Annotated in this window: 5 protein-coding genes and 2 tRNA genes; 1 reads left to right on the top strand and 6 read right to left on the bottom strand. The window is 36.1% G+C overall.

The window, feature by feature from the left end; all coding sequences use genetic code 11:
• Positions 1–85: 85 nt before the first annotated feature.
• The 6 genes from tuf to JG780_RS10410 form a co-directional block, all read right to left on the bottom strand.
• Entirely contained in the window at positions 86–1288 is a 1203-nt protein-coding gene (gene tuf / locus JG780_RS10435; protein ID WP_004101434.1) for an elongation factor Tu, read from the bottom strand.
• A 30-nt stretch (positions 1289–1318) separates the two neighbouring features.
• A complete protein-coding gene (fusA, locus tag JG780_RS10430; RefSeq protein WP_004101432.1) occupies positions 1319–3394 on the bottom strand; it encodes an elongation factor G in 2076 nt (691 codons plus the stop codon).
• A 13-nt stretch (positions 3395–3407) separates the two neighbouring features.
• Positions 3408–3875, bottom strand: coding sequence for a 30S ribosomal protein S7 (gene rpsG, locus JG780_RS10425; RefSeq protein ID WP_287570577.1), 468 nt, complete (start codon positions 3873–3875; stop codon positions 3408–3410).
• An 18-nt stretch (positions 3876–3893) separates the two neighbouring features.
• A complete protein-coding gene (gene rpsL / locus JG780_RS10420; protein ID WP_004101428.1) occupies positions 3894–4268 on the bottom strand; it encodes a 30S ribosomal protein S12 in 375 nt (124 codons plus the stop codon).
• 184 nt (positions 4269–4452) lie between these two features.
• A tRNA-Gln gene (locus tag JG780_RS10415) sits at positions 4453–4527 on the bottom strand.
• Positions 4528–4554: 27 nt separating this feature from the next.
• Positions 4555–4629: transfer RNA gene (locus tag JG780_RS10410), tRNA-Val, on the bottom strand.
• A 120-nt stretch (positions 4630–4749) separates the two neighbouring features.
• On the opposite strand from JG780_RS10410, the gene JG780_RS10405 reads away from it, so the two are divergent.
• The gene (locus JG780_RS10405; RefSeq protein ID WP_287570575.1) at positions 4750–5631 is read left to right on the top strand and encodes an RluA family pseudouridine synthase; all 882 of its coding nucleotides are present in this window, start codon (positions 4750–4752) and stop codon (positions 5629–5631) included.
• The last annotated feature ends 61 nt before the right edge of the window (positions 5632–5692 follow it).

Here is a 5692-nt window from a genome sequence, read left to right as displayed (position 1 = left end):
ATTCTTATCTTCTGTCCTGGCATTTTGTTCCCTCCCTTTTTATTTCAGGAAGAAAGGGGGAAATTCCCCCTTTCTAAAATTTATTTTACTCAACAATTGCTGTTACAACACCTGCTCCGACTGTTCTTCCACCTTCGCGGATAGCAAATCTCATTCCTTCTTCAATAGCTACTGGATAGATAAGTTTAATTGTCATTTCAACATTGTCACCAGGCATTACCATTTCAACACCTGCTGGGAAGTCAATTAATTCTCCAGTAACATCAGCTGTTCTAATGAAGAATTGTGGTTTGTAACCTTTTTGGAATGGAGTGTGTCTTCCTCCTTCTTCTTTCTTCAATACGTAAACTTGTGCTTTGAATGTTGTGTGAGGAGTAATTGATCCTGGTTTTGCAAGAACTTGTCCTCTTTCAACTTCGTCCTTGTCAATACCTCTTAACAAACATCCAACGTTGTCACCAGCAAGACCTTCGTCAAGGATCTTTCTGAACATCTCAACACTTGTAACAACTGTTTTCTTTATATCGTAGCTCATACCAATAATTTCAACTTCGTCACCGGGTCTGATAACACCACGTTCGATTCTTCCTGTAACAACTGTACCCCTACCTGTGATTGAAAATACGTCTTCAACAGGCATTAAGAATGGTTTGTCTGTTTCCCTTTGTGGTTCTGGGAAGTAAGAATCCATTGTATCAAGTAATTCTTTTATAGGTGCGTATACTGGATCGTTTGGATCATCTGGACCTTCAACTGCTTTAAGTGCAGAACCTCTTACTACTGGAAGATCGTCACCTGGGAATTCGTATTTGTTGAGAAGTTCCCTAACTTCCATTTCAACTAAGTCAATTAATTCTTCATCATCAACCATATCTGTTTTGTTAATGAAGACTATCATTGCAGGAACGTTAACTTGTCTTGCAAGAAGAACGTGTTCTCTTGTTTGTGGCATTGGTCCGTCTGTTGCAGCAACAACAAGGATCGCTCCATCCATTTGAGCAGCACCAGTAATCATGTTCTTGATGTAGTCTGCGTGACCTGGACAGTCAATGTGCGCATAGTGTCTTGTTTCTGTTTCGTATTCGATGTGTGAAATGTTAATTGTAATTCCTCTTTCTTTTTCTTCTGGTGCCTTATCGATTTGTTCGTATGGAGTATAATCTGCTCTACCAAAGAATGAAAGATACTTTGTTATAGCTGCTGTTAATGTTGTTTTTCCGTGGTCAATGTGTCCGATGGTACCTACGTTAAGGTGAGGTTTGCTTCTCACAAACTTTTCTTTTGCCATAATTCACCCTCCTTTATCCTTTGTGGATAACTATTTTGAAATAATTTTTTCCGCTAATTTATCTGGAACTTTTGCATAACGTTCCAAAACCATTGTGTATGTTGCACGACCTTGAGATAATGATCTCAAATCGGTTGCATACCCAAACATTTCAGACAATGGAACAAGCGCCTTTATTATTCTCAAATGTCCTCTTGACTCAAGTGTTTCAACATGTGCACGTCTTGAGTTTAAATCTGCTATTATGTTACCCATATATTCTTCAGGAGTCGTTACTTCTACTCTCATAATTGGTTCAAGTAAAATTGGTTTAGCCTTTTTAACTGCTTCTTTAAAAGCCATACTTGCTGCAATTTTAAATGCCATTTCAGATGAGTCAACTTCGTGATATGAACCATCCAAGAGTATTGCCTTTATTCCAACCATTGGATATCCTGCAAGCACACCACTTTGTGCAGCTTCCCTTACACCTTCTTCAACAGCTGGAATATATTCCTTAGGAATAACTCCACCAACGATCCTATCTTCAAATTCAAAAGTTTTACTTAAGTCAATTGGCTCAAATCTCATTATAACATGACCGTATTGTCCTCTACCACCGCTCTGTCTGATATACTTTCCTTCTGCTTCTGCCGGTTCTTGAATAGTTTCTCTATATGCAACTTGAGGTTGACCAACTCTTACTTTAGTGTTAAATTCTCTCTTTAATCTATCCACTATTATTTCAAGATGCAATTCACCCATTCCAGAAATAATAGTTTCACCTGTTTCGTGATCAACATAAGCTCTAAAAGATGGATCTTCATCACTTAACAATGTCAATGCTTTAGAAAGCTTGTCTTGATCATTCTTTGTTTCAGGTTCAATTGCTATTGAAATAACTGGTTCTGGAAATTCCATTTTTTCTAAGATAACTGGTCTTTTTTCATCACAAAGGGTATCTCCAGTTTTTGTATCTTTTAATCCTATTGCCGCTACAATATCACCAGCTCTTACATATTCAACATCTTCTCTTTTATCTGCATGCATGAATATTAACCTTGAAATTCTTTCTTTTTTACCTTTAGTTGAGTTATATACATAACTTCCCTTTTCGAGTCTACCACTGTAAACTCTAAAGAATGTTAATTTTCCTACATATGGATCTGCCTGTATTTTAAAAGCTAAAGCTGTAAATGGTTCATCCTCTGATGGTTTAATTTGTACTTCTTCACCGTTTTGATTCCAACCTCTAACTGGTGGCATATCAAGTGGTGATGGAAGATATTCCAATATTCCATCTAAGAGAGGTTGAACACCTCTATTCATTTTTGCAGAACCACAAAATACTGGTGTTGCTTTATTCTCAATAGTTGCTTTTCTAAGTGCCTTTTTAATAAGATCATTTGATATTTCTTCTCCTTCAAGATAAAGCATCATTATCTCGTCATCTAATTCAGCAACTTTTTCTAACAAATCTTCTCTCATTTCCTCAGCTTTTGCCCTATACTTTTCTGGAATCTCTTCGTAAACCATTTCTGTACCATTTTCATTTAACCATCTAATTGCTTTCATTTCTATTAAATCTATAACGCCTTCAAAAGAATCTTCAGCACCCATCGGCATTTGGACAGGTATAGGATTTGCTTTTAACCTGTCCACCATTGTTTGAACAGCCATTTCAAAATCTGCTCCAAGTTTATCCATTTTGTTCATGAAGGCAATCCTTGGAACGTTGTATTTATCAGCCTGTCTCCAAACTGTTTCAGATTGTGGTTCAACACCTGCTGCAGCATCAAAAACAGCAACTGCTCCATCTAAAACTCTTAAAGCACGTTCAACTTCTATTGTAAAGTCAACGTGCCCTGGAGTGTCAATAATATTAATACGATGGTCTTTCCACATACATGTGGTTGCAGCAGAAACTATGGTAATACCTCTTTCTTTTTCCTGAACCATCCAGTCCATTGTCGCTGTGCCATCATCAACGCTACCAATATTATGCTTTCTACCTGTGTAAAAAAGTATTCTTTCAGTAGTAGTAGTTTTACCAGCATCAATATGAGCCATTATTCCAATATTTCTTAATTTTTTCAAGTCGACGTATATAGCCTGTATCTCCTTCATACTCTCCTCCTACTTACCATCTGAAGTGTGCAAATGCTCTGTTTGCTTCGGCCATTCTGTGAACATCTTCTTTCTTCTTAATCGCAGTTCCTGTATTATTAAACGCATTAACAAGCTCTTCTCCAAGCTTTTCAGCCATTGGTTTACCTTTTTTTGATCTTGCTGCTTCAACAATCCATCTTAAAGCAAGAGAAGTCTTTCTTGGCTCTTCAACTTCAATTGGAACCTGATAAGTTGCACCACCAACTCTTCTTGGTCTTACTTCGACAAGTGGTCTTACATTATCAATTGCCTGATGTAAAGCTTCAAGCGGATCTTTTTTTGTTTTCTCTGACAAATACTCCATTGCTTTATATACAATTTTTTGTGCTATTGATTTTTTTCCATCCCACATTACTCTATTTATAAGCTTTGAAACCAATACATCGTTATATATTGGATCAGGTGGAACTTTTCTGACCTCTGCTCTCCTTCTTCTCATTTGTTATTCCCTCCCGACTTATTTCTTAGGTCTCTTAGCACCGTATTTACTTCTGGATTGTTTTCTATTTTCAACACCTGCTGCATCCAATGCTCCTCTAATAATCTTATACCTAATACCTGGTAAGTCTTTAACCCTTCCACCTCTTACCAAAACAACTGAGTGTTCCTGCAAGTTATGACCTATACCTGGAATATATGCTGTAACTTCTATTCCATTACTTAACCTAACCCTAGCAATTTTTCTCAAAGCTGAGTTTGGTTTTTTTGGTGTCATTGTAGAAACTCTGACACAAACTCCTCTTTTTTGTGGATGTCCTTGAAGTGCTGGAGATTTTGATTTTTCCTTAATAACCTTTCTACCGTGCCTTACCAACTGATTAATTGTAGGCATCTAAACCCTCCCTTCGAAAACTCTTAAATTGTTCGATTCAGCCACGCCGCAAAACTTTACAAACTAAATTATACATATTTATATATAAAATCTCTTGAAAAATAAGTGAAGATTTTGTTTCATCCACCCTTTCGTGCGTTTTAATAAAGGTTCTTAGAAAAAAAGAGGGCTTATACAAGCCCTCTGGCTGGGGCGGTAGGACTCGAACCTACACTGCTGGAGCCAAAGTCCAGTGTCCTGCCAGTTAGACGACGCCCCAACTAAAAAAGATGGGGACTAACCCCACTGGTGGGTGCGGCAGGGATTGAACCTGCGGCCTCTTCCGCGTCAAGGAAGCGCTCTCCCACTGAGCTACGCACCCAGACCGAATTTTATTTTAACACACAAAAAAATATTGTCAAGAGTTATACAAAAATTTTTTTGAATTTTTCTTCTTTAAAGGTATAATAATAAATGAAAAAAAGCTTTGTGAGGTGAAGTCATGATAGTAACTGAAGAAAATTACTACTCAAGATTAGACAAATTTTTAAGAAAAAAACTTTCAAATTTACCTTTGAGTGCAATCTATAAATTAATCAGAACCGGCAAAATAAAAGTAAATGGAAAAAAAGTAAAAAATCCTTCATACAAGATAGAAATAGGCGATGAAATAACTATTGAAGAAGATATATCAAAATACAATAGGGAAATCAACAACAAAGTGGTTCCAATAAAAATGGACCTTGATGTTGTATATGAAGATACTGATATTCTGATAATAAATAAACCAGCAGGTATTCCAATACATCCTGGTAAGGGAACACACATCGCGACATTAATCGAAGGGTTAATATACTATGGTCAAGAAAAAAATTTCACTCCACATCTTGTCCATAGATTAGATAAACATACATCAGGTATATTAATCGTTGCAAAAAACACCCAAAGTGCAAGAGAATTGGGAGATATAATTGCCAGCCGTAGCATAAAAAAAGAATATATCGCTCTTTGTAAAGGCAATTTATCCAATAAAGGAAAAATTGATATACCTCTTGAAAATAAACAAGCATTAACCACATTTACAACGCAGAAAGTATATAAAACACATTTGGGAGAGTTTTCTCTTTTAAATGTAAATATTAAAACAGGAAGAAAACACCAAATAAGAAAACATTTAAGCCTGATAAACCATCCAATAATTGGAGATGACGTCTATGGCGATAAAAAGCTCAATCGTGAATTTAAAAGAGAATATGGTTTAAAAAGATATTTTTTACATTGTCACTCCATGGAATTTTACTTTAAAAATAAACATATTGCAGCCACTGCTCCGCTTTCAGAAGACTTAAAAAATGTATTAAAAAATCTCGAAAAGGGTGAATAATTTGAAAAGAATACTTTCCCTCATTATTTTCTATTTTTTTAGCACATTATTTTCTATTACT

This window comes from Thermosipho sp. (in: thermotogales), assembly GCF_020054775.1.
Lineage (GTDB): Bacteria > Thermotogota > Thermotogae > Thermotogales > Fervidobacteriaceae > Thermosipho > Thermosipho africanus.
This window is presented reverse-complemented; position numbering and strand designations above follow the sequence as displayed.

Excerpts from the sequence above, each read along its gene's own strand:
- rpsG (WP_287570577.1), bottom strand. The coding sequence starts at position 3,875 with ATGAGAAGAAGGAGAGCAGAGGTCAGAAAAGTTCCACCTGATCCAATA.
- tuf (WP_004101434.1), bottom strand. The coding sequence starts at position 1,288 with ATGGCAAAAGAAAAGTTTGTGAGAAGCAAACCTCACCTTAACGTAGGT.
- JG780_RS10405 (WP_287570575.1), top strand. The coding sequence starts at position 4,750 with ATGATAGTAACTGAAGAAAATTACTACTCAAGATTAGACAAATTTTTA.
- fusA (WP_004101432.1), bottom strand. The coding sequence starts at position 3,394 with ATGAAGGAGATACAGGCTATATACGTCGACTTGAAAAAATTAAGAAAT.
- rpsL (WP_004101428.1), bottom strand. The coding sequence starts at position 4,268 with ATGCCTACAATTAATCAGTTGGTAAGGCACGGTAGAAAGGTTATTAAG.